Raw genomic sequence first — 23,328 nt, forward strand, 5'->3', positions numbered from 1 at the left:
TATCCATTTTAGCAAAAGAGTCAAATATAAACAACACACTTAAATTTTTCCACTAGTAAAATGACTCTAATGTTTTACAATAACATACATTTCATTACTTAATGCATGACTTATCCCATCTAATATTGCTTCTAAATTAGCAGCTACATTATCCATTTCCTCTTTTGTATCACAAATAAAAATTGGTGCACCACCTGAAATCTTATCTTTATTTGTTGTGATAACGGACAATACCGCTTTTTCCATCATCATTCTTTTCCACTTCCCTTCTTATTGGCCTTTGATTCGGAAGGAAGTCTTATTGCATTTTCTAATACTGGAACTGCACCAAGAACTTTTTTCGCCTTATCAACATCCTTATTTTGCGGGAGAATGAATACGCCAATTCTACCATCATCTAAATCCCTTTTAATTAACGGTACTAAAGCTGGTGTCCCTGAATCACGATAAACACCTAAAGCTATAGAAATATCGTGTAAAATTGCCTGCCGCTGCCCTAAATTAGCAATCGTAGATCGCACGTCAAAATTTTTCGGACTCAAGATAAAGCCCATACCATACCGCTTTATATCTTCTTGCCGCGCAGGTAAGCCAATATTCATAATATAAATATTGTCAACATAGAGTCCTGCACCATCAAATTGTACCTCATGGTGCTCAATATCTACTAATTCTTTTAACGTAGAACCACTCATAAACTTTCTAATAATGAAGTAACACACAATGGCAGCTACTAGTGCAATCCATACATTCCAAACTAAATAACAAAGCGTCGTAACTAAAGAAGTAAAGATAACTAAGTAATTTCGACTCTCAAATGCAATAGCAATTCCTTCAATATAGGTTTTTCCTCTTGGAACGAGTTCATAACCATCTAATTCTGTGAGTGTATTTCTTTCCATATTTCTTACTTCACGAAATTGGGACGCGGCAATCGTAAGGAAAGTTACTGCAGTAAATTCTTTTTCCATAATGGCCGGAACTGCTACAGAACCTAAACCTGCTGCAATAAAGCCAAGCGCTAAATGGATAACCTTCCCATGTAAATAAGTTGGGTATTGTCGATAATCTGTTTTTAGCATGATGGCACGTGCAATTGTTCCAACAATAACACCAAATAGAATCGGATATGTATATTCATTCATGATGTCCACCTCTTCTTTTGTTTCTCTATTAATTCTGAATACTGATCCAACTTATTTTTTAGTACAATTATATAGTGCACAACAATTAGCAATCCTATTTCAATTAATAACAAATCTAAGAATGCAAATTCCCCTATGGATTCTGTCATTTCATAGCTCTGTAATATCATCCCATGTAGAATCTCACCATTAGTCATACCGAGTAACCATACCGTACATTTTTCCTTAAAGTTTCCTGATAAAATGGTTAACGTTATAAATCCAATTAACGAAAGTGTTACTGTTCTTGGAAAAACAACCCACACCGGACTAATTTGCTCCCAAAAAAGCAAACCAACATATCCAAAAACAATACAAAATGACTTGAATATGACTGAAATTTTATTATTCCCCGTAACAACCATAATTAATGCACCTAAATATATGAAGAGTAAGGAGCAATTAAATGTAACTGATTCTATTACGATTTCTTTATTAGACAATGTGATGATCACTAGTAAACAAAACGCTAAGATATTTCTAGTCCTATCCTTTTGTCTTAAAAAGGTAACTATTATCCATATTAACCAACTTATCCAATAAAAAAATAATCCATCCATTAGCCCCACCTACCATTATTTTCATTATGGCTTAAGAATGGCCGATCTAAACATATATCGTTTATCATCTTTGTATTTAAAAGACTTACTTAAGTGCTATTCAATTCTAGTTAGAATTAGATAGGAACATAGTTTGCACTCCTTATATAGGGCCCTAAGTTAATAATCTAACGGTTAACACCAACTCGTGTTGAGAGAATACAATGTTATATCAAAAGCGATAACACTCACAAAAATAAACACAAAAAAACCAACCAATAATAATTGGTTGGTTTTTCATTCATTTTACTTATATTTATCTAGCTTGTCTCCAATCATGTCTCCTAATTGAAAGCCAGAATGTTCTTCTTCTTTTTCATATTGTTTTAATTCTTCTTGATTTTGATCCATTTCAATCTCTTTAATACTTAAAGAGATGCGCTTTTCATTTTCATTAACATCAAGTACTTTCACTTGAACATTCTGCCCAACAGTAAGTACTTCTTGTGGTGTTCCGATATGTTCAGTAGAAATTTGAGATATATGAACTAATCCCTCAACACCGGGTAAAATTTCCACAAAGGCGCCGAAATTTACTAGTCTTTTAACGGTTCCTTCTACAATTTCTCCTGGTTGAACACGGCTAGCAATACTATCCCAAGGTCCTGGCTGCGTTTCTTTGACAGATAAAGAAATACGTTCATTATCCCTGTCAACGGAGAGTACCTTTACTTTAATATCTTGTCCTTCTGAAACGACGTCAGATGCCTGTTCAACATGTTGGTGTGATAATTGGGAAATGTGTACTAAACCATCAATCCCTCCAATATCAACAAATACACCAAAGTTAGTAATACGTTGTACTTTTCCTTCCAACACCTGTCCTTCTCCAATTGATTGAAGGATTTCATGCTTCTTAGCATCTTCGTCAGCTTCAACAACTGCACGATGAGACAAAATCACTCTATTTTGCTCTTTATCTAACTCTACTACCTTTAATGTTAAAGACTTGTTTAAGTAATCTGAGAAGTCTTCAACATAAAAAGCTTCAACTAGAGAAGCAGGTATGAAGCCTCTTAAACCAACGTCTACTACTAATCCACCCTTAACTACATCTTTCACCGTTGCCTCAAATACTTCACCGCTATTAAACTTTTCTTGTAAATCCTGCCATGCTTTATCTGCATCAACAGCACGCTTAGACAATATAATTTCTTCATCTTCCACTTTCTTAATTTGGAGTACTAATTCATCCCCATCACTAATGACATCAGCCGCTTTTTCTATGTGAAGACTTGACAATTCACTAATTGGAACAATTCCATCCACTTTGTATCCAATATCAACGAGAACTTGTTTTTCTTCCACTTTAACTACTTTCCCTGTTACTTGTTCACCAACTGTTAACTCTTTGAATTCTGATACTTCATTGTTCATTTCATCCACTATAGAGACCTCCTTCAGTTTCCTACAAAAATTAACATATAAAGTCCTTTTTTCTAACTTCTAACATTTAGATATATTTGTCAAGTTTTTCAGAAAATAAAAACTAGTTATTTTCTTTTAATTTTCTAATCTCATCCATAATTATATCTGTAACTTCCTGTGCAGAAGCTTTATTAGATCTAAGTTCGTCCATTTCAATCGGCTTTCCATATATCACTTTTATTGGTTTAAATTTTTCATATGGTCCTACTATAGCGCAAGGTACTACTTTTGCCTCTGAGCGAAGTGCAAAAAAACCCGCCCCTGCTAACCCTTTTTTTAGTTCTCCCGTTTTGCTTCGTGTTCCTTCTGGAAATAAACCAAGCGTATTACCTTGCTTTAGAATATCTAATGCTTTTCTAAGTGCATTTCTGTCCTTCATTCCACGTTTTATTGGAAAAGCATTTATTCTTGTTAATAATCCACCTAAAAGTTTTTTATTAAATAATTCTTCCTTAGCCATAAAATATATATCCCTAGGACTTGTAATCCCAACCATAGGCGGATCTAAATTAGATATATGATTCGAACAAATAATGACAGGTCCACTTTTAGGAATATTGTCTTGGCCTACAATATTAATTTTATAAATACGTTTTAAAACCACACGGACAATAAACCTTGCAAATCTATATAGACTCATGATTCATCCCCTTAACCTCTTCTACCACCTCAAGGATACGTTCCACAACCCCGTTAATATCCAAAGCCGTTGTATCGATTTCAACCGCATCATCTGCTTTGATCAAAGGAGAAACTTCTCTTTCTGAATCGAGCTGATCACGTCTTTGTATCTCTTCTTTTAAAACTTCTAAATCCGACGCGAAACCCTTTTTGATATTCTCTTTGTGTCGTCTAATAGCTCTTTCCTCTACAGAGGCGACTAAGAATATTTTCACTTCAGCATCAGGTATAACGTGAGTTCCAATATCACGTCCATCCATTACAACCCTTCTCTTGGCTGCTAAGTTTTTTTGTCTCTTCACCATTTCAGTTCTCACTAGAGCATGTTTCGCCACAAGAGAGACATTATTGGTCACAGCTTCCGTTCGGATAGCATCAGTGACTTCCTTATTATCGATAAATACTTTTTGCCCTTGATTATTTTGTTCCAAATTAATTTCTGTTTGCATTAATAAACCATACAGCTGCTCTTCATTTTCTAAGTTTAAAGAATGTTGAATGGCTTTATATGTTAGTGATCTATACATTGCTCCTGTATCTATGTATATGTAACCCAATTGCTCTGCCACTAATTTTGCTACGGTACTCTTTCCTGCAGCAGCTGGTCCATCAATTGCAATTGCTAAGTCAAATTTGTTCATTTTAAGACCTTACTCCCTCTCTAATTGTTGCCATTTTTGTATTTTTTCACCGTAAAGATGATAACATACCACTTAGAAGTTGGTCTAATGTTTTTCGAGTCGTTTTTTCGCTGAAAACACCGATGTATTCATAAACTGGATTTATTGCTACTTGCACATCAGACACGTTTATTAACAGTTGCGATGCAAGCATTAAAACAGCATGAATAACTAATAAGGTTAAGACCCATCGTTCAATACGTTTCATAGCTACCACCCTTTTTTGGTAGTATTGTTACCATTCCACGGGGCATTTATGCTCGTTTAGGATAGACCACGTCGTCTTTCTCTTAGTTGGTTCTCAAAACAATAACGAATTACAGCTTCTCTATCTTTATCTTTTATCATTTCAAATTTTACTGATAATAAATTTTTCATATTTTCTCTTTGCACTACACGTATTACCTTGGACTTCGTTTCAATATAATATAATGCACCAGACTCCATCGGTAACACTACCCATATGTTTAACAATTGACCCCCAGTTAATTTTAGTTTCTTATCCGGGATTACTAAAGACATTCCTCCACCACTTATATCTTGCGTAACAGTTGTAAAAGGTACTATTTTATCTTCTATGTCATGAATAGCTGTATCTAATGTTGTGTTGATCCTAACATATTCCCGACGCTGAATTCGCTGAATATTGTCTTCAGGATAATGCAAGATTAACATAGGTATGTTGGCTTGCTTTTTTCCCATAATAACAGTTCTAAAACGGTAAACAGAATTTTGATCACCAATAAAGTTAGCAAAAAACTCGGTTCCTTTTGGGAAAATATTCGTACGACCTGTCTCTTCATTGATAGGATAATCAATATATAAGATACTACCTTCTTTTTCTACAATCTTACATTTAAAATTTTCTAATTTATCCTCGTTATACCTTTGCAATTGAAGGGATGTACCTATCTTAATCAATTCTATTTCCTCTTTCCGTTGACTAAATTTTATCGATACGTAAAATGTCCAAATGTATATTCTATTATCTCAAAAAAAAGGAAAAAGGGAAAGGGAAAATACCATTTATCCCTTTTCCCTTCTTTGTTAATCAAATTTTATTTCCGCATTTTTCAGCATATCTACTTGTACTTCCATACCTGTTGATGAATTGATATAGATTCTATAGGTGTTATTTCCCAATACTCCAAGGAATGAATAAGCTAGTACCTCTTCCCCTAAATCGTTATTAACAATAGCTAGGTGTTGATCTTTGATATCTACGTTTGGATTAACCTTCTCCTTAGCTTCTTCTATAGATAATTCTGGTTCAGGTATATCACGTTCTCTGTGATTACGAAGGTAATCTCTAGTTGAAAAACCTAGTATATCCCCATTATCTAAAGCAACCTTTATTTGAATGGAGTCAGGGTAAATCCGAACATCATCTTGATTATGGATAAAATTATATACACCTACACTATCATATTGACTACTTTGAAAAGCCTCCATGCTGTCAAAGCCATGTTTCTCTAAATATTTTCGAGCAAGTTCCATCCCTTCATTTAAACTAACTTTTTGTTTACCAACTTCTCTATTAACCATTAAGGATAGAGGATGGCCGCCCTCTTTCGTAATATCAACATAACCTGTTTTCTGATCATTTTTAAAGGATGCACTAAAGAATGGTAATTGTGCACCATCACCAGATTCGGTTATGGTAAGTTCTGTTTGTTTATCTATTTTAAATAGTTCTTTAGCCATTTCCTCTACTTTTTCTTTGGTAATAGCTTCACCTTTGACATATTTGTATTCATGATTCTCTCTCGCCATACCAGTCATAGTCGGGCCAAAGTTACCCTCTGAATATCCTTTAACTGTTTTCTCCACTGTTTTGAAACCATCGATAATAGTATTGTCTGCTTTTTCATCATTAGAAGCTAATGCTAGTTGAACATCCATCCAGCGTAAGTTATTCTTTAATGCTAAACTTTGTACTTTTCGTAGTTCCTTCTCGATCTCACCAGATTGTTCGTATAATTTATTTAGAGTTTCTAATTCCTCTTCAGATAAAGGTTCATTCCCTAAATCTCTTACTGCTGTTCGATAACTGAAGTCACCAATATTGGATAAAAATTCTTCCGTCTTATTGAAAGGAAGTAAAGCTAAAGGTAACTGCCCTACATCTGTATGCGCTTCTGAAGTTAAGCGCCAAATTTCTGCTAATTGAGGAGACAATTGTTCTCTCGTGTTCATTGCCAACGTGGTTCCGATCTTATCATGCAGTAAATCCATATGATAGGATAAATCATGAAAAGATCGCTGATAATTATTTTCTGCTTGTATTAAGATTGCGTTTTTTTCTCTATGTTCTTGGTAACCCCATATCCCTGTAGCAATAAGACCAAGTGTTAATACAACTATCGAAATCCATCTTACCATTTTTCATCCACCTTCCTACATGCAAAATATATGTTTACCAATTTGCTTTATTTGTGGTCGTGACCAAATCCAACTAGATGTAGCGGTATGTGGATTAAAATAATAAATCGCATTTCCGGTTGGGTCCCACCCATTAATTGCATCTAGTACTGCTCTTTTAGACGAATCATCAGGAGTTAACCATATTTGGCCATCGGCAACGGCTGTGAACGCTCTAGGTTCAAAAATCACACCAGAAACAGTGTTAGGAAAGGAAGGACTCTCGACACGATTTAGGATTACAGCCGCAACAGCTACCTGTCCTTCATAAGACTCCCCACGCGCTTCACCATGTACAGCATTGGCCATTAGCTTTATATCATTTTGTGAAAATCCGTTAGGAACATTCACTGCTGTAGGTTTAGGTGGTGTGCTTTGTTGGTTCTTATTGTTGTTATTAGTAGTCTTCTTTGGTGTTGCTGCATTGTTTTGATTTTTCCCTTGGTTCGTGTTTCCTTGATTTTTATTGTTATCCTGTTTCACCTGATTCTCTTTCGGTGTACCACCATAGTAAGTAAAGTCATTTCCTGCGTTAAGTTGTTTTTTAATAAAAGCTTCATCATATTGACTTGCTTTTGCTAGCTTTTGCTTGGTTGTTGAGCCTGCAAGTCCATCTACCTCTAATCCAAACTCGTATTGAAAGTTTCTTAATGCCCAATAAGTACCCCAACCAAATACGCCATCGATTTTACCATTGTAAAATCCGAGGTACTGCAGTCTAGCTTGCAGTTCGATAACATCTTCTCCCACTGCACCTTGCTGAATAACTTGATTACTAAAAGCTTCAACCTGTTTCGTTTCTTGTGTTGCTGTTACACTAAAAACAGTTATTACTGAGAATAATATAATTGTAATTTTCTTCTTGATGTTCATAAGCCTTGTCCTCCTAAGAACATTTTCTGTATATTTAATTCTATTTTTCGAAGGATTTACATTTTTTATTCATAGCTCCTATTTTAACTAGTAGTTACATTATAAAATTAAATAAGAAAAAGCTGTTCCCAATACTGAGGAAACAGCTTTTTCTTAATCGTAAAATTTTTGACTTTTCTGAGGTACGATAACCTTATCGATCGCTTGATATTGATTTGCTATTTTTACTTTTCTTAGTCCATTGATCCACAATGCAATCATAAAAGGAATGATAATAAATAGCCAATTATTACTTTTAATTGTTTCTAAAACAAAATCATAAAAACCATGTAATAAAACAGGGATGACTAATGCTAATAAGATGTTCATGTTAGTTGGATAGAGCGAAATTTTTGCTTTCCCTAAGTAATAGCCCATGATTACTCCAAATAAGGCATGGGAAGACACAGGAAATAATGCTCTCGTAAACGCATACTCAATTCCATGTGCCAATAAATATAGTATATTTTCAACGGTAGCGAAGCCTAGACTAATGGAAACACCATAGATAATACCATCATATAAGGAATAAAATTTTGTATATTTAAAGATGGTATATAAAAATATAAACCATTTAAAAAATTCCTCTAAAAAACCGATCAAAATAAATGATCGAATAAAAGGCGTTTGTCCTATGCCTTCTTCAGTAAATGCATATTGAATAAACATTAACGGAAATACTAATAAAGCCCCATACATAAACGTTTGGAACACTGCCCTTTTAGGTTCATTACTAAATTTATCCTTCAAATAAAAAAATGCCATCAATGCAAGTGTCGGTGCAACCCCTGCAGAAAGAAGAGCTAACATTTCAGGCACCCTCTTTCTTTATAAGTATATTCATCGTATCATGAAGTAAGAAGAAATAGAATACTGAATTTTAAGTTGGTGATTTTAATGAAAAAAATACTTATAGTACATACCGGTGGAACCATTTCAATGAAAGAAGATCGATTAACAGGGGAGGTCTCTGTAACGGACTCGCATCCGTTAGAGAACTTAGGTGGTTCATCCTTTGAACAAAGAATTGAAGAGGACTTTTTGTATAATTTACCATCTCCCCACATTACGCCTTATCATATGATAAATTTAGCAAAACATATGAAAGAAAAAATTCAAACAAACAACTATTCTGGTATAGTTGTCACACATGGTACAGACACCTTGGAAGAAACTGCTTATTTTTTAGACCTATATTTACAAGCTACTATACCTATTGTCATTACGGGGGCCATGCGATCAAGCAATGAGATTGGTTCTGATGGACTTTATAATTTACTTAGTGCGATAAAAGTTGTGAGTACACATGATTCTGTCGACAAAGGTGTACTTGTTGTTATGAACGATGAGATTCATACTGCAAAATATGTAACTAAAACTTCAACAAGTAATGTTGCAACTTTTCAGAGCCCGCAATTTGGTCCCATTGGAATAATCACAAAACAATCTGTCCATTTTTACCAAAAACTGATAACAGACGAAGTTTATCCTGTATCTAACTTAACGAAAAAAGTTGCATTAATTAAAACATATGCAGGAATGGAATCAACATTGATCGAAGCCATCTACCAGTCTGGAATTGATGGATTAATTATTGAAGGGCTTGGACAAGGTAATGTTCCAGAAACACTAGTAAAACCTTTGGAAACGATGTTGAATAATAACGTACCAATAGTTCTTGTATCGAGGTGTTTTAAAGGAATTGTTCAGCCAACTTATTCATATAACGGTGGCGGTAAACAATTAAAAGATATGGGAGTTATTTTTACTAATGGCTTGACTGGACCAAAAGCACGGATCAAATTGTTAATTGCTTTAGAGATAACGCAGAATATATACGAGTTACAAAGAATTTTTGATTTATAGACCATTAATAAGAAGAAAAGCAACAGACATTATGATCTGCTGCTTTCTTCTTGTTTTTTTTATTAATCTGGTCCTAAAGCGCTAAGGTTCGACTAAATGAATTTAGTTATTTCCAACTGGAGATAAGAACAAAACGTTGCTTTCAATGGAAAGCGACTTTTTAACCAAGCACAATGCAGTTTCTATAAACTTTGTACCAACTACAAAAAATATGAAATGAACCTTTACTTACTAACAATTGATTCAGCTAGTAACGCGCCATGAAAGCGTCCATTTTCTATAAAAATTTCGTTGTTATTATAACCAGCCGCAATAACCCCCGCAATATATAAACCTCGGACATTCGTTTCCATACTACTTTCATCAAATGTTGGTCTTCCGGTACTTTTATCGATTGTTATTCCCATATTTGTTAGAAAGTTTTGATCTGGCTGGTAACCGGTCATAGCGAATACAAAGTCATTCGCCACTTGTTTCTTATCACCGTTAACTTCATAACTAACTGTATCTTCCGAAATTTCCAAAACATTAGCATTAAATTCCATTTTTACAATCCCTTTTCGAACTAACGCTTCGAATTCAGGTAATATCCATGGTTTAATGCTTGACGAATAATCGGAACCACGATAAAGCACTGTAATTCTTGCCCCTGCTTTGTGTAATTCTAATGTCGCATCAACAGCGGAGTTTTTGCCACCTATTACAAGAACATCTTTGTCATAATAGGGATGGGCTTCTTTGAAATAATGGCTCACCTTACTAAGTTCTTCCCCTTCTATCCCCATAAAGTTAGGTTGGTCATAATATCCAGTTGCGACTACAACATGCTGACTTTGATACGTTGTCACTTCATCCTTTTGATTTTTAGTCTGAAGAACAAATAACTCCCCTTGCTTAGAGACAGACTCCACTCTTTCAAAACTATTTATTCTTAATTGCTTTCGCTCAGCAACAGCACGATAATAGGCCAATGCCTGATTTCTAACTGGCTTCTGCTTTTCTGTAACAAAAGCAATCTCTCCTATTTCTAGTCTATCGCTTGAACTAAAAAAAGTTTGATGAGTAGGGTAATTATAAATTGAGTTTACAATGTTTCCTTTTTCAATAAGTAAAGGATTAACTCCACGGTTTTGCAGTTCTATAGCAGCTGACATACCACAAGGACCCGCTCCAATAATAATTGTATGTTCTGTTTGCATGTAACAACATCTCCTTATACTCTTAGCCACCCTAAACAGGTTCCTATAAAATAATCTATTCTTTATCATAACATAAAAAAAGTACTAATTAGCATTATTTGCTAACTAGTACTTTCAAATGATCCCGGAATTCAATAAAGAAAACTACCTAGAATTAACATCACTAACCAGTACTCTCGCTATAGTTCTTTAGATCCATCCTCGGAAGCGTGCTGCTTCGGCCATCTTTCTTACACCGACCATATAGGCAGCTAATCGCATATCAACCTTTCGCGTTTCGGCTGTGCTGTATACGGCGTTAAAACCTTTTGTCATCACCTTATATAGCTTTTCCTCTATTTCCTCTTCTGACCAATAATAACCTTGATTATTTTGGACCCATTCAAAATAAGATACTGTTACCCCACCTGCAGAAGCGAGAACATCCGGTACTAATAAAATTCCTCGTTCTGAAAGAATTCTAGTCGCCTCTAGAGTGGTTGGACCATTTGCTGCCTCTACTATAATAGATGCATTTATTTTGTGTGCATTCTTCTCTGTTATCTGATTCTCCACCGCTGCTGGTACCAGAATATCACATTCTAGTTCCAACAATTCATCGTTCGTTATCGTGTCACTGAAAAGCTTTGTAACCGTTCCAAAACTATCTCTGCGGTCTAACAAATAGTCAATATCCAAGCCGTTTGGATCGTATAAGCCGCCGTAAGCATCAGAAATACCGACTACCTTCGCGCCAGCATCATGCATAAATTTTGCCAAGTAACTACCAGCATTACCAAACCCTTGGATAACTACTCTAGAACCTTTTACTTTTATATTTTTTTTCTTTACAGCCTCATCAATACAAATGGTTACCCCTTTTGCAGTAGCTGATTCACGCCCATGTGAACCACCAAGCACAATTGGTTTACCCGTGATAAAACCTGGGTTATTGAACTCATCAATCCTACTATACTCATCCATCATCCATGCCATGATTTGTGGATTCGTAAATACATCTGGAGCTGGAATATCTTTCGTAGGACCTACTATTTGGCTAATGGCACGAACGTATCCCCTGCTTAGCCCCTCTAACTCTCTAAAAGACATTTCTCGTGGATCACAAACAATTCCACCTTTACCACCGCCATATGGTAAGTCAACAATTCCTGCTTTTAAACTCATCCATATCGAAAGGGCTTTCACCTCTTTTTCTGATACATGAGGATGGAAACGAACGCCCCCTTTTGTAGGGCCAACAGCATCATTATGTTGCGCTCTATATCCAGTGAAAATTTTGATCGAGTCATCATCCATACGCACTGGAATTCGTACAGTCATCATCCGTATAGGTTCTTTTAATAGATCATAAACTTCATCAGGATAACCAAGTTGTTCTAATGCTATTTTAACAACTGTCTGAGTTGATTTTAATACGTCTAACTTTTCATTTTCTTCATTTGGAGAATCTGATGGATTGTCGGTTACCATGACCCTACCTCCTATATAGTTGCTACTTAGGTTTTCAATAGTGAAAATTTTAAATACTAAATTTACTTACATTTGATTTAGAAAAATCCAATTTTGTTAAGAACTTCAATTCACACATTAGTATACCTTTTTAATATGATTATGCAATTATTTACTAGACATTTTTCATTATTTTTTGTATTACGATAAATAGATGTAGGAGGTTGACTCTCTAAAAGCCAACCTCCTACACCTATTTAATAAAATAATTTTTCACTTGTTCTACTGCGTTATTTTCCATTATTCTTTTTCCATATTCCTCTAACCTGTAGGAGGTAATTATACTCGCAGAAGAAAATTCAGACATAATCGCAATGATGTGTTCCCGATTTTGTCCTAGCACTTCTGTTTCATTAAATCGCATATAATAGGTGTTGTCCATATGGTAGATACTACCACCGCGAATTCCGATTTGCTCAAGGTGTGAGCACACTTGTATAATATTTTCAAAGTCATAAAAGGAATAAATTAACTCCTTACTTTCATCCAGTGTGACTTTCATTTCCACATATTCATCATCTTCGACTACCTCATGATTTTGTGTAACAATGACTGACATACCTTGAGCCTGTAACAAATGGACTTGGACGAGAAGCACTCCTTCTAATTCAAATCCTAATTCGTCACTTGCTTCATACATCATATCATGAAACAGAGCATGTACCCTAGGCAAATCGTGCCAAAGATCTTCTTTGGTTAAACCTCTTTCAATTAAATCATCAAAAGTTAAAAAAATTTTAAATTGATTTGTTGAAAGCCTCTCTAACCGCATAAAACTACCTCCTTCAATTTGCCCAACTATTCCTTTATTATATGTAATGCTTATAATCTTGGAACTGTCTTAAACCTACTCCTCTTAATTTATCGTAAGAATATGACATTCAGATTGTGTTCCTAATCGAAAAGGAAGCTTAGTGAATCCATATCCTTCACTAATAAAAATTGGTTTAGATTTATAGTACTTAAGCCCTCCGCGAGTATATGGCCCAAAACCAAACAAACGGATTTGTCCACCATGTGTATGTCCGCTTAAACCCAAATTAATTTTCTCTAACTCCTGATCCGTTAATCCATAAAATCCCGATGGGTCGTGGGACAACAAAATCGAGTAATCACCTGTCGCTTTGGAGATGGCAGAATTAAAATCTGGATTACCAATTTTGCAACAATCTATCCCTACTAGACTTATGCTAGATTGCTTATGAACAAAGGTAATCGCATTATTTTTGATAGTAGTAACATTACACTCATTAAACAAATCTTGTAGTTGACTTACACTTTTCTCATAATCATTGTTTCCCCAGATAAAATATATCGGAACGTTAAAGGCTTGCAATGACGTTAGATTTGTTCTAACTCTGTTCAAGGGTACTTTTTTTTCGACTAAATCACCACCAATTACAACCAAATCAATACCTTTGTTACAGGCCTTGATTGTTTCTTCTCTAATTATTCTTGTGTGGACATCCGAAATAAAAAAGAGTTTGAGTGGTTCGGTGGAAGATAAGCCTATTTGAATGTTTTTACTATCAATATTATCATGATAAGCGTTATATACCATATAAATCACCAAAGCTACTGCAATTACCAAGGTAATTGCTAATACAAGATACAAATATTAACTCCCTTTCCGTTATATAAATAGTAAGGTACCCCAAGAAAATAGTATAGTTTTTACTATAAAAGTAATCTCTATACTACTATATTGTAAAAAAATACGATTATTAAAATCTTTCTAGAATTCTTTAATATCTAGCACGCGAAATCCTGATTTTGTAAGCTTTTTAGCTAATTTTTCTACATTTCCACCTTGTTCAATTTTCAATACAATTCTTCTTGCTAATTTATCTGTTTCATCAAAGGTTGCGATTGAAATAATATTCATATCTAATTGTTTAATGATATCTGACAATCGAGAAAAACGTCCTGTTGCTTCTTCTGAACTAAAAGCAATTCTGATTCCTTTTCTTTTCAGTCCAAAAGCACTCTCGAATTGAGCTAGCACATCAAATCGACTTATAATTCCTAAAAACTTTCGATTTTTATCAACTACTGCCAATATAGGAAATTCCTTGAAAGCTGTTAAAGTTGTCTCAAAGACCTGATCTTCATCAACAAAGAGATCCTCATTAGAAATAACTTCACCAACATTTTTATTTTGTAAAAATTCACCTTGAGACCATGAACTATAAAAGTAAGCCTTATAGATTATCTGTTTCGAAATCATCCCTTTAAATATTTCATTTTCAACTACTGGCATTGCTTGAATATTTTCCTGTTCCAATCTGTCTAGTGCTGACTTTAAAGAATCTGTCGGACTAGCTGTAAAGCATTGATAAATTGGTTTCATAATACTTCGAACGAACATAAGTCATCACTTCTCCTTCTAACCGTAGCTAAAAAATTTAGACTAAATCATTATTGTCTATCTAATATTATTCTACACCTAAATAAAACAATCCTGCTTTATTTTTTTGAATAAAGGTCATGAGACAAGTCTCCTATCCATATGATGAAGGGAAGAGATACTGACATTCTGGAAAGGAGGACTATACTTGAGCCATACTAACACCAAATATTATTACCCATATATTAGTCCTAATGACCCTTGTAAACCGATTGTAAAAAAGAGCTATCCAACACCTCCACAATTATACTTGGGTTTCCAACCACCAAATTTACAACAATTTGAGACAGCTAAAGAAGCACTATATGCTGGTACACTTTGGCCTGCGCTGTATAGTAGATATGATAAAGTTGATCCGATGAGAGGTGAAGATTTATGACTACCCCAAAACCAATGCCTCCAGAGTACTATGAATTGCTTGAAGAAATTCAGGCAGTTGATTTTGTCATTGTAGAATTGAATTTATATTTAGACACGCACCCACAAGATTATGAAGCGATAAAACAGTATAACAGTTACACGTATGAAAGTAAAAAACTGAAGAAACATTTTGAAAAACAGTTTGGCCCATTAATGCATTTTGGTCGAGGCTATTCCAACTATCCATGGCAATGGGATGACCAGCCATGGCCATGGCAAGTGTAGAAAGGGGTTTTGTTTGTGTGGTACTATGAGAAAAAATTGCAATATCCTGTAAAAGTTCGAGAATGCAATCCTCGTTTAGCTAAATATTTAATTGAACAATATGGTGGTGCTGATGGTGAACTGTCAGCTGCATTAAGATATTTAAACCAACGCTATACCATCCCGGGGAAAGTTATTGGTTTACTAAATGATATCGGCACAGAAGAATTTGCACATTTAGAAATGATTGCCACAATGATTTACAAATTAACAAAAGATGCCACACCAGAAATGTTAAAAGAAGCAGGATTAGCACCGCACTATGTAAATCATGATAGTGCCTTATTCTTTCATAATTCTGCTGGTAATCCTTGGACAGCAGAATATATACAATCTAAGGGAGATCCAATTGCGGATATTTATGAAGATATTGCAGCAGAGGAAAAAGCAAGAGCTACTTATCAATGGATCATCAATATGTCCGATGATCCAGAATTAAATGATTCGCTTCGCTTTTTAAGAGAAAGAGAAATTGTTCACTCTCAGAGATTTAGGGAAGCAGCTGAAATTCTTAAAGAGGAAAGAGACAAAAAAATATTTTTCTAGTTAGAAAAAAGGGGTAAAATCATAGCCCCTTTTTCTTAAAATTTTTCTAATCCATTCCAGGGTTAAGCTTATCCACTTCTCTTTGTCTGATTTGGACCCTACTATGAAGGCGTTAAGGCCATAATAAAAATAGAGACTTAAGGAATTATTAAGTTATCTCCTTGTTGGATCGTTTCTTCCATCATGCTATTAGCTCTAATAATACTATACTTAGCGTTTTCATTTCCATAATACTGTATAGCAATAGAAGATAACGTCTCTCCAGCCTTAACAACATGAATGATAGTTTCTCCATTATGGACAACAACTTGTTCCCCTACTCTACTCGTTCCTTGTTCTTCACTAGCTTTTGACTCAAGTTCCCAATCTTGCCCCCACATCTGGTATGTTAATATTAGTCCTACTATTAGTAAAAATAAAACGAATAATAATCTAATCAACGGAAAACTTATTTTCCATTTTGTACCCGTTTTCTTATTGGCATGAACATGACTTCTTGGTGGGAGATCAAGAATATTGACCAAGTGATCGTCTTGCTCGGATTCTGTTTCCTCTTCTTTTACTTCCATATTGGATTGACTGTTCTCATCAATCTCGTTCATCATATCTCTAAGGTGTGAAGCTTGATCTTTAAAATTATCCCCAGACATTGTCAGCCCTCCTATTACGATGCCTATATAATAATCCCAAAAAGAAATCAATTGTAAAATGTGTTGTAACAGTGACAAGAAGGTTATTTCCTGTAACCAGAAATAGAATACCAAGTCCAAAACTCAAAAAGATAATGGACAAAAATAGCAAGGGTTTAAATAGATATCTCACATGTATGACAGCAAACAAGGTACTAGCTATAATTAGACCAAATTCAGATTGGATAACGCCTCTGAAAAGCAGTTCTTCTGATATTGATACTAATAAAGCTATAAGAAACACATCAAAAATGGTACTGTTTTTAAAAATCTTATCATTTATTCCACCATCATAAAAATATGCCTCTGGAACATACCTCATCAATACTATATCAATTATAACAACGAATATCCCCGGTATAAAGCCAAAATAAATGAGATTGATTGGATCCCAATACAACATTTCCTTCCAAAAAGCAGTCCCTAGCAAAAAGAACCCACTAATTAGACCAGAGAATAGCAATATCAATTGAGACAAGTATACTTGATGCCTAACTTGTCTACTAGTCATTTTTTGGATAATTTCGGCCTGTTTATTCCTCATTATTTATACCTTGAAGAAATAGTTGCTTTAATTGTTTTTTCCAGCCGATATTTTCATTTTTAATAGTATTAAACGTTGGGTTCCATTGATTAAAGGTAAAGTCACAATGATCACAGCACATATATTTAGGCTTGTTTACATCTGTTTGGAAGGATAGAAACAAGTTTTTTCGTCTACACGATTCTCCAGCTACCCATTCAAATAATGCCCCTAGTTTTTCTTGCTTATATTGCATTCGATTTTTAATTAGTGTAGTAATATGACTCTCAATATGATGGGGATTATGAAAATCCGTCAAAATTCGACCTTCTTTTATCATACCATGTTTTTCTAATTGATACTTCAAAAATCTCCATTGTGTCTCACTTAAATGGAAGAGCTTCATCATTTCAGTGTCAACTAGTCTAAAGTTATTTTGTATATGGATGTGTTCTGTAATGAAAGATATGACATTCTTTGACTGTGCTTCTGTTGGAAGCTCTGTCTCAATTAATCTTTTCGGAAGCTGGTTATCATTAGGAGCAACTAGAACCACACTAACACTGGATTCTCCATCTCTCCCTGCTCTCCCTACTTCTTGTATAAACGATTCCATTTGTGTAGGGAGATGAAAGTGAATAACCAACCGTATGTTAGTCTTGTTTATTCCCATTCCAAATGCACTCGTACAACAAATGACATCTAATTGATCATTCATAAACTGTTGCTGAACTAACATCCGATCCGTTTGATCCATCCCACCATGATAAAATGCTATCCGTAAGTTTGGGAGTTTTTTTGAGAGAATATCAACTGCCTGTTCTGTCCAATTTCTACTAGAAAAGTATATCATCGTCGGAACTGGAAATCTTTTAAGTAAGTTAGCAGCATATTCTAGCTTTTGGTTAAAATGATCAAACCGCTCTACTATAAAAGCAATATTGTCTCTATCCATTGAATAGATATGTCTTGTCATTAATGGACAATCTAGTTGATGGACAATATCCTCTTGGACCTCTGGAGTAGCAGTGGCACTAAGAGCTAGGACAGGCGGATGATTTAAATAATTAATTGTCTCATTTAATTTTAAATAATCAGGTCTAAATTCATGACCCCATTGGGAAATACAATGTGCTTCATCGATTACGAACAAGGATACGGTTAGTTTTTTTAATTTTTCCATAAACACATTATTTTGCAACATTTCTGGTGAAGCATAAATCAATTTATATTTAGATAAGTCATGGAAAACTTGTTTTCTATCTGAATTAGCTAAGAAACTATTAATCGCAATTACTTCCTTGAAGCCAGAAGCTATTAACTGCTTTACTTGATCAATCATTAAGGAAATGAGAGGAGATATCACTAAAGTAGTTCCTTCTAATATCCTTGCTGGTAATTGATAGCAAATTGATTTTCCGGATCCAGTCGGCAATATCCCTAGTACATCTTTTCCGCTTAAGATATCCGTAATAATTTCCTTTTGTCCTTGTCGAAAGTTAGTATGGCCAAAAAATGTTTCTAATTGTTGCTCAAGCACTTTTTAAGACTTCCTTTCCGATGGTAAATTCTGTGTAGCAATAACTAATCGGATTTGAAAATAGTCAACATCGTTTCCAGCTAATTGTTTTATTAGCTTCAACTTTTTCGTATCGTGTTCGTTTATAATTTTAAGAATCTGGTCATATTGTACCTTACTTAAAAAAAGATTCACATTAAAATTAGGGTCAACATAGGCAATCTCTACTAAATGATCTTGGATTGTACTTTCTTTAAGATTTCTAATCCGAACTATTTCTTCTATACCATATCCTTTGTTGTATAGTTGGTACGTATAAGCTGCAGAATTAGTAATAAAAGTAGTATCCGTTTCGATCTGAACAAAATTGGACAAAAATGGATTGTTCTCGATGTGTTCACCAATGTGACGTATCAATTGATGTGTTAATTTTATTAATTCCAATTCTACATCCTCATAAGATAAGTTAAACTTTCTGGCCATTTGTTCTTTACTAAGCCCAATTTTTTGATATCCAGTTAATCGATCCACAAAAATCTCTGCCTCATTATCCGATAAGTTAATTAGGAAAGTATATAACTCTTTATAAAGTCCTTCCAACCAGGAATCTAATTTATTCCGATTTCTAACATATATCAGCTTTACCCACTGTTGCGTTTCTTGATCGTCTGTAATTGGGATGAATGAGTTAATTCCCTTTTCCATATTGCTAACCGTTTGAATAAACAGTTGTAATCGTAACAGAAAGGTATGGCTCATCCGTTCATATTTTAAACCATTAAAACTTGACAGGTTATGTTGATTTAGATAGTTTCTTAAATATTCAGTTCCGTAATGGGTCAAGAAAGGAAAACCTTTGTCATTAACTACTATTAACTGTTTATCTCTTAATATCTCCGTCTGTTTGTCAAATACATTTCTTCTCAATGATTTCAGTATCCCAAAATAATTGGTTAGGCTGTACATGTGGGCATCCTGTAGTGTCTGTGCTGATCGTTTTCCCGAAAATAAATGGTAAATAGCAGAAAGTGTTCTTTCTCCTTTAAATTGACGCACACATTCAAGTAGTAATATCGTAAACAATAGTTTTTATTCTCCTTTTAAAACTAATGATAATCGTATCTTCAAAACTTAATACTCCTGAAAATATATAAATAGAATTATATATTTCAAATATGTTATGATCATTAATATGAACTAGCTATAGGAGTGAACATATGGCATTTTATACTATCGTAGATAAAGATACTTGCATAGCATGTGGGGCTTGCGGTGCAGCTGCACCTGATATATATGATTATGATGACGAAGGAATTGCTTTTGTCTTGTTAGATAATAATAAAGGGATAACAGCCATCCCAGAGGTGTTAGAAGAAGACATGTTAGATGCACATGAAGGTTGTCCTACAGATTCTGTGAAAGTTGCTGAACAACCATTTGAAGGCGATCCACTAAGGCATGAGAAATGACTAGACCTTCCGATTATTGGAAGGTTTATTTACTGTTTAGGAAATTTATAAAATGCAGGATATGGAAGACATGCAAAATTAGTTTCTCCCTCTCCAGCTTCTTGTGAGACTGCCTTCATCTGCGTACGAGCACACTAACATAGTCAAGTTTCCGAAATCACCTCTTTACATCCATTGACTTTATCCCTATGGAATAGATAAAGCTAGTAACTGTACTAAGGAAAGCTAAGTAGAGTAATCCATGCAGAAAAAAAGTTATTTTTTTGTTTCGACCCCGGTACGAAAGTTCTAGCTAGGACTAAGTGCCTCTGCTATTTCTAGTAATTTCAATTCGGCCTCTTCTCTCTCTAGACAACTGTACATTCTATTATTTTCTTCATCGATTATCCGGTAGTGCTGACTTATGACATTTTGTTGCAATGTATATCCGTTATTAAATTTTATTTGCTTCCACCAAACTTTACCGCCCATCGTCTTATCCTTCGGTGCCTCTTCAATATAATTATGGGCTATCGTTTCTATTGCCTCTAAACCATCCCCACCTAAAATATTATGAATTACCTCACTATTCCTAAATAAAGCGCAAATAGCAACAACGGTTGTCCAGTTTGCCATAACTCGTCCTTTTTCTATTTGTACGAGTGTTTTTTTTGATATACCTAAAACAGACGACATCCTATCTTGCGTATATCCTTTTTCAACTCTAATAAGTTTTAACTTTGCAGATACCGATTCCGTAACTGTCTGTTGATTCATCATTCATCATCCTATATGTATCATTTATCAATGCTTAGTTTTATGAAATACATGGTTATATCACGTTTCTAACAACCTTCTTGTATTTTAACATGTTTTTCACTAATTTTCTGTGAAAATGGCTGAAATAATAGGAAATGAGTAGAAAACAGCATCTACTGATAAATTCAGTAGATGCTGTTTTCATTTCAAAATAAATGGATTTGCACCGTCTGGTACTTCAATTGCTTTTGTTAAATTGTATGGGCCTAACTTTTCAAACGGTAGTTCAAAACGAACAGTACGGTAACCAAAACTTTTTGCAGTTAGTAATAAGGAATCAATCATATCTAGTGTCGTTTGATCATTTCCAAATATGCTCGCATTCGAAAAACTAAAGGATATCTGTTCCTTTTCAGTCGTGACATGCAAATCAGTTTCTTCCGGAATAGAAGCGTATACTTCAAATTCCGGTTCAGAAATTCTCATTTGAGCAAATGCTTCATCTAATGTATCCACTTTTTGAGTTGGTACAAGATATTCATATCCCATATTGGACTTAGGCCGATAAATTTTATAGGCATAATTGTTTAGTGGATCCAACTGTATTTCTTCAATTACGCCCATGTTACCTAATTGTCCTTCTTTTACATTGGTAAGAATAGCTTGCTTAATATTTTGCGGACTGAACATAATAGAAAGAATTGGATCAAATAAACCTTGAATAGAGCTGCCCCCTGGCATCTGATAACCTTCATCAAAGCTCAGTTGAACTACTTGTTCATCCTGATTAAGATTAAAAGTAATTCCTTCAAATGGAAACAGACTTATTCCTAATTCCTCCTCTATTGCAACAGAGGAATTGCCGAATTCTTTAATCTTAGCATTTATACTATTATAATATTCTCCTAATACCTCTTTTTTAGTACTAGTAGGGTCAACGATACTAATTGGGACTATATACTGAGCGGAATTAGTCAACGCTGCTACGGGTATGAATGCGACATTAGCGTTATTATCGTATGCTGCCTTACTATTAAGAGCCTTCATAAGTACCGTACTATCTTCCTTAGATGATTTATCTAATGATTGATTTAATTCCTGCTCACCTGTGATTAATTCATCCTTTGTACTGCGCTTCATGTTTGCTTCATCACTTAGAGCTGATTCTTCCATTCCAGATGAACTTTCTTCTTGACTATATTGCATATCAATGAAAGATCCTTTTACAATTAATACCAAAAGGACAATACCGAATGCAGATGCCATCGTCGGAACTAGCCATTGTCGTCTTATTTTATTTCTAGGACTTTCCCTTTCTACCTGCCTAGATATTTTCTGATAAAGTTCTTCTTTACTTTGATCATCTCGAAATTGAGGTAATTGTTTTAGCTTCTTTTCTAGTAAATCTTCATCATTGCGAGCCAACGTTAAAATCCTCCCCTCTATCAGAGTTTTCTAACAAATCCTTCAGTGCTTTCATTGCACGATGCTGTGTTGTTTTAACTTTACTAACACTCCAACCAAGCGTTTCAGCTGTTTCCTGAATAGTGAAAGACTGAATAAACCTAAGGATAATAACACTTTTTTGGTCTATTGTACAGTGATCTAGGCAGTTATAAATACGTCTCATTTCATCATTCATTATGGCTACCTCATCTGGTAAAGGTTCTTGGTCTTTAATTAGGTCTCCTTTTTCGCCCCAATCAAAAAAATCCATGATCCGGTTTCGTTTTCTTTGTTGTTTCCGGAAAAAGTCAATAGTTACATGCCTTGCAATGGAAAATAACCATGTTTTTTCACTACTTTCCCCTTTGAACGTATCATAAGAATTTAATACTTTTATATAGACTTCTTGTATTAGATCTTCTGTTTGATGTTTGTTTTTTACCATATAAAACATAAACTGATATAAGTCTTTATGATAATTATCATAAAACTCATCGAAAGCGGTCCTCATGGTATTAAGACCCCCTGTTCAATAAATTTGTCGTTCCTATGTATAGAAAGGTTACATAATTGTACTGTAAAATTTACCTCTTAATCTTACAACATATTTATTAATAAGAAAACTTGGTTTATTAATAAATTCAAATTATATATGGAAAGTCTGAGTTCTAGTTATGAGTGACTATCCAGAATAAATGGCTATTTTCGCAAACGTTTTAGAAATGACGCAGTTGAGATAAAATCCGCAGTAACTATAATCTTTAATTAACTGAGTGCAAATGCGACGCTGTGGATTGAGAATCGAAAGGACTTCTAACGTCGCGAATT

At 34.5% G+C, this 23,328-nt stretch carries 28 protein-coding genes; 5 read left to right on the forward strand and 23 right to left on the reverse strand.

The annotated features are described in order from the left end of the window. Positions 1-66: 66 nt before the first annotated feature. The 11 genes from H7K77_RS10640 to prsW all read right to left on the reverse strand — a co-directional run bounded on the left by H7K77_RS10640 (position 67) and on the right by prsW (position 8,715). The gene (locus H7K77_RS10640) at positions 67-252 is read right to left on the reverse strand and encodes a capping complex subunit for YIEGIA (RefSeq protein ID WP_186577815.1); all 186 of its coding nucleotides are present in this window, start codon (positions 250-252) and stop codon (positions 67-69) included. Then, positions 249-1,145: a YIEGIA family protein gene (locus tag H7K77_RS10645; protein WP_186577816.1), complete on the reverse strand. Its 897-nt coding sequence runs from the start codon at positions 1,143-1,145 to the stop codon at positions 249-251. The genes H7K77_RS10640 and H7K77_RS10645 overlap by 4 nt, the downstream gene beginning before the upstream one ends. Further along, positions 1,142-1,744: a YphA family membrane protein gene (locus H7K77_RS10650; protein WP_186577817.1), complete on the reverse strand. Its 603-nt coding sequence runs from the start codon at positions 1,742-1,744 to the stop codon at positions 1,142-1,144. The genes H7K77_RS10645 and H7K77_RS10650 overlap by 4 nt, the downstream gene beginning before the upstream one ends. A gap of 285 nt (positions 1,745-2,029) precedes the next feature. Continuing rightward, on the reverse strand, positions 2,030-3,169 hold the full coding sequence (rpsA, locus tag H7K77_RS10655) for a 30S ribosomal protein S1 (RefSeq protein WP_186577818.1): 1,140 nt from the start codon (positions 3,167-3,169) through the stop codon (positions 2,030-2,032). A 103-nt stretch (positions 3,170-3,272) separates the two neighbouring features. Continuing rightward, on the reverse strand, positions 3,273-3,851 hold the full coding sequence (locus tag H7K77_RS10660) for a lysophospholipid acyltransferase family protein (RefSeq protein ID WP_186577819.1): 579 nt from the start codon (positions 3,849-3,851) through the stop codon (positions 3,273-3,275). Further along, positions 3,838-4,533, reverse strand: coding sequence for a (d)CMP kinase (gene cmk / locus H7K77_RS10665; RefSeq protein ID WP_186577820.1), 696 nt, complete (start codon positions 4,531-4,533; stop codon positions 3,838-3,840). Before cmk ends, H7K77_RS10660 begins: the two co-directional genes overlap by 14 nt. 46 nt (positions 4,534-4,579) lie before the next feature. Then, on the reverse strand, positions 4,580-4,780 hold the full coding sequence (locus H7K77_RS10670; RefSeq protein WP_186577821.1) for a DUF5359 family protein: 201 nt from the start codon (positions 4,778-4,780) through the stop codon (positions 4,580-4,582). Between the two features lie 56 nt (positions 4,781-4,836). Continuing rightward, positions 4,837-5,493 carry a flagellar brake protein gene (locus H7K77_RS10675; RefSeq protein ID WP_186577822.1) on the reverse strand — a complete coding sequence of 219 codons (657 nt, stop codon included), beginning with the start codon at positions 5,491-5,493 and terminating at the stop codon, positions 4,837-4,839. Positions 5,494-5,619: 126 nt separating this feature from the next. Next, complete coding sequence (gene ypeB / locus H7K77_RS10680) at positions 5,620-6,954, reverse strand: germination protein YpeB (RefSeq protein ID WP_186577823.1); 1,335 nt, start codon at positions 6,952-6,954, stop codon at positions 5,620-5,622. 15 nt (positions 6,955-6,969) lie between these two features. Beyond that, on the reverse strand, positions 6,970-7,866 hold the full coding sequence (gene sleB / locus H7K77_RS10685; RefSeq protein WP_186577824.1) for a spore cortex-lytic enzyme: 897 nt from the start codon (positions 7,864-7,866) through the stop codon (positions 6,970-6,972). A gap of 153 nt (positions 7,867-8,019) precedes the next feature. After that, complete coding sequence (prsW, locus tag H7K77_RS10690) at positions 8,020-8,715, reverse strand: glutamic-type intramembrane protease PrsW (RefSeq protein WP_186577825.1); 696 nt, start codon at positions 8,713-8,715, stop codon at positions 8,020-8,022. A gap of 87 nt (positions 8,716-8,802) precedes the next feature. Between prsW and H7K77_RS10695 the strand changes: the two genes are divergently transcribed. After that, positions 8,803-9,771, forward strand: a complete 969-nt coding sequence (locus H7K77_RS10695) for an asparaginase (protein ID WP_186577826.1) — start codon at positions 8,803-8,805, stop codon at positions 9,769-9,771. Positions 9,772-9,995: 224 nt separating this feature from the next. On the opposite strand, the gene H7K77_RS10700 is transcribed toward H7K77_RS10695, so the two are convergent. The 5 genes from H7K77_RS10700 to H7K77_RS10720 all read right to left on the reverse strand — a co-directional run bounded on the left by H7K77_RS10700 (position 9,996) and on the right by H7K77_RS10720 (position 14,829). Then, positions 9,996-10,970, reverse strand: coding sequence for a YpdA family putative bacillithiol disulfide reductase (locus tag H7K77_RS10700; protein WP_186577827.1), 975 nt, complete (start codon positions 10,968-10,970; stop codon positions 9,996-9,998). 189 nt (positions 10,971-11,159) lie between these two features. Next, positions 11,160-12,440: a Glu/Leu/Phe/Val family dehydrogenase gene (locus H7K77_RS10705; protein ID WP_186577828.1), complete on the reverse strand. Its 1,281-nt coding sequence runs from the start codon at positions 12,438-12,440 to the stop codon at positions 11,160-11,162. Between the two features lie 232 nt (positions 12,441-12,672). Then, entirely contained in the window at positions 12,673-13,251 is a 579-nt protein-coding gene (locus tag H7K77_RS10710; protein WP_186577829.1) for a genetic competence negative regulator, read from the reverse strand. An 84-nt stretch (positions 13,252-13,335) separates the two neighbouring features. Beyond that, the gene (locus H7K77_RS10715) at positions 13,336-14,094 is read right to left on the reverse strand and encodes a metallophosphoesterase (RefSeq protein WP_186577830.1); all 759 of its coding nucleotides are present in this window, start codon (positions 14,092-14,094) and stop codon (positions 13,336-13,338) included. Between the two features lie 120 nt (positions 14,095-14,214). Further along, a complete protein-coding gene (locus H7K77_RS10720; protein WP_235988904.1) occupies positions 14,215-14,829 on the reverse strand; it encodes a CBS domain-containing protein in 615 nt (204 codons plus the stop codon). Positions 14,830-15,034: 205 nt separating this feature from the next. Here H7K77_RS10720 and H7K77_RS10725 point away from each other — a divergent pair, with 205 nt between their 5' ends. The 3 genes from H7K77_RS10725 to H7K77_RS10735 are packed head-to-tail and all read left to right on the forward strand — an operon-like array spanning position 15,035 to position 16,116. Next, entirely contained in the window at positions 15,035-15,265 is a 231-nt protein-coding gene (locus H7K77_RS10725; RefSeq protein ID WP_186577832.1) for a spore coat associated protein CotJA, read from the forward strand. Further along, on the forward strand, positions 15,262-15,531 hold the full coding sequence (locus H7K77_RS10730; RefSeq protein WP_186577833.1) for a spore coat protein CotJB: 270 nt from the start codon (positions 15,262-15,264) through the stop codon (positions 15,529-15,531). Before H7K77_RS10725 ends, H7K77_RS10730 begins: the two co-directional genes overlap by 4 nt. A 15-nt stretch (positions 15,532-15,546) precedes the next feature. Further along, on the forward strand, positions 15,547-16,116 hold the full coding sequence (locus H7K77_RS10735) for a manganese catalase family protein (protein ID WP_186577834.1): 570 nt from the start codon (positions 15,547-15,549) through the stop codon (positions 16,114-16,116). Between the two features lie 137 nt (positions 16,117-16,253). Here the strand turns inward: H7K77_RS10735 and H7K77_RS10740 are convergent, their stop codons facing one another. From H7K77_RS10740 to H7K77_RS10755, 4 genes are read right to left on the reverse strand one after another with little or no spacing between them, the layout of a single operon-like run. Continuing rightward, entirely contained in the window at positions 16,254-16,766 is a 513-nt protein-coding gene (locus H7K77_RS10740) for a LysM peptidoglycan-binding domain-containing protein (RefSeq protein ID WP_186577835.1), read from the reverse strand. Further along, a complete protein-coding gene (locus H7K77_RS10745; protein ID WP_186577836.1) occupies positions 16,753-17,349 on the reverse strand; it encodes a CPBP family intramembrane glutamic endopeptidase in 597 nt (198 codons plus the stop codon). Before H7K77_RS10745 ends, H7K77_RS10740 begins: the two co-directional genes overlap by 14 nt. Then, positions 17,339-18,868 carry a RecQ family ATP-dependent DNA helicase gene (locus H7K77_RS10750; protein WP_186577837.1) on the reverse strand — a complete coding sequence of 510 codons (1,530 nt, stop codon included), beginning with the start codon at positions 18,866-18,868 and terminating at the stop codon, positions 17,339-17,341. The genes H7K77_RS10745 and H7K77_RS10750 overlap by 11 nt, the downstream gene beginning before the upstream one ends. Positions 18,869-18,871: 3 nt before the next feature. Further along, positions 18,872-19,930 (reverse strand): helix-turn-helix domain-containing protein, encoded by a 1,059-nt coding sequence (locus H7K77_RS10755; protein WP_186577838.1) that lies wholly within the window; start codon positions 19,928-19,930, stop codon positions 18,872-18,874. A 134-nt stretch (positions 19,931-20,064) separates the two neighbouring features. Between H7K77_RS10755 and H7K77_RS10760 the strand changes: the two genes are divergently transcribed. After that, positions 20,065-20,316 (forward strand): ferredoxin, encoded by a 252-nt coding sequence (locus tag H7K77_RS10760; protein ID WP_186577839.1) that lies wholly within the window; start codon positions 20,065-20,067, stop codon positions 20,314-20,316. A gap of 288 nt (positions 20,317-20,604) precedes the next feature. Here H7K77_RS10760 and H7K77_RS10765 read toward each other — a convergent pair whose 3' ends face one another. The 3 genes from H7K77_RS10765 to sigX all read right to left on the reverse strand — a co-directional run bounded on the left by H7K77_RS10765 (position 20,605) and on the right by sigX (position 23,011). Next, complete coding sequence (locus tag H7K77_RS10765) at positions 20,605-21,072, reverse strand: helix-turn-helix domain-containing protein (protein ID WP_186577840.1); 468 nt, start codon at positions 21,070-21,072, stop codon at positions 20,605-20,607. 183 nt (positions 21,073-21,255) lie between these two features. Further along, entirely contained in the window at positions 21,256-22,479 is a 1,224-nt protein-coding gene (locus H7K77_RS10770; RefSeq protein ID WP_186577841.1) for a hypothetical protein, read from the reverse strand. Next, positions 22,466-23,011 (reverse strand): RNA polymerase sigma factor SigX, encoded by a 546-nt coding sequence (gene sigX / locus H7K77_RS10775; protein WP_186577842.1) that lies wholly within the window; start codon positions 23,009-23,011, stop codon positions 22,466-22,468. The genes H7K77_RS10770 and sigX overlap by 14 nt, the downstream gene beginning before the upstream one ends. Positions 23,012-23,328: the final 317 nt, after the last annotated feature.

The sequence above is a fragment of the Aquibacillus kalidii genome (genome assembly GCF_014280935.1).
Classification (GTDB): Bacteria; Bacillota; Bacilli; order Bacillales; family Amphibacillaceae; genus Aquibacillus_D; species Aquibacillus_D kalidii.